The 1011-nt window shown below is 66.1% G+C and carries 1 protein-coding gene and 1 pseudogene; both read right to left on the bottom strand.

The features are described from left to right. Window positions 1-752: electron transfer flavoprotein subunit alpha/FixB family protein (locus tag F3J19_RS32285; RefSeq protein WP_167050540.1), on the bottom strand; the 752-nt coding region annotated here is incomplete at its 3' end. A gap of 15 nt (window positions 753-767) precedes the next feature. Beyond that, a pseudogene (locus F3J19_RS32280) lies at window positions 768-1011 on the bottom strand (electron transfer flavoprotein subunit beta/FixA family protein); the annotation flags it as partial.

The following is a 1011-nucleotide window of genomic DNA, read 5'->3' as shown; positions in this document are numbered from 1 at the left end:
GCGACGATCTTGCCGGTCTGACCCACCTGATAGTCGTTCGGCACGTAGCCCGCGTCGACCGCCGCGCGCGAGGCGCCCAGCGCCGCGCCGAGCTTGTCGGCCAGCGGCTCCAGAACCTTCGTGTAGTTCTCGCCGCTGCCCAGACCCCGGCCGCCCGACACGATGATCTTCGCGCTCGTCAGCTCCGGACGGTCCAGCTTCGTCACTTCACGGCTCACGAACTGCGAGATGCCCGCGTCGGCGGCGGCTTCGATCTTCTCGACCGCTGCGCTGCCGCCGTCGGCTGCCACCGCGTCGAAGCCGGTCATGCGGACCGTGATGACCTTGATCGGGTCAGCCGACTGCACGGTGGCGATCGCGTTGCCCGCGTAGATCGGACGCTCGAACGTGTCCGGCGAGTCCACCGCCGTGATGTCGCTGATCTGTGCGACGTCGAGCTTCGCCGCGATACGCGGCGCGATGTTCTTGCCCGAAGCGGTCGCCGGCGCGAGGATGTGCGAGTAGTTCTTCGCGATGTTCACGACCGTCGCTTCGACGTTCTCGGCGAGACCCTGTTCGAGTTGCGGCGCGTCGGCGAGCAGCACCTTCGCCACGCCCGCGATCTTCGCGGCGGCGTCCGCTGCGGCCTGCGCGTTGTGGCCCGCGACCAGCACGTGAATGTCACCGCCGATCTTCTGTGCCGCTGCGACCGTGTTCAGCGTCGCGGCCTTGACCGACGCGTTGTCGTGTTCTGCAATTACAAGATTCGTCATTTCTTTCCTCGCCCCTTAGATCACCTTCGCTTCGGTCTTCAGCTTCCCGACCAGCGTCTTCACATCCGGCACCTTCACACCGGCGGAGCGCTTCGGCGGCTCGGCGACTTTCAGCGTCTTCAGACGCGGCGTGACATCGACGCCGAGGTCTTCGGGCTTCACGGTTTCCAGCGGCTTTTTCTTCGCCTTCATGATGTTCGGCAGCGTCACGTAGCGCGGCTCGTTCAGGCGCAGATCGGTCGTCACGACGGCCGGCAGC

This window comes from Burkholderia sp. Ax-1724 (genome assembly GCF_011752995.1).
Taxonomy (GTDB): Bacteria; Pseudomonadota; Gammaproteobacteria; order Burkholderiales; family Burkholderiaceae; genus Paraburkholderia.
The sequence above is the reverse complement of the archived record's forward strand: the minus strand, read 5'-3'. Positions and strand labels throughout refer to the sequence as shown.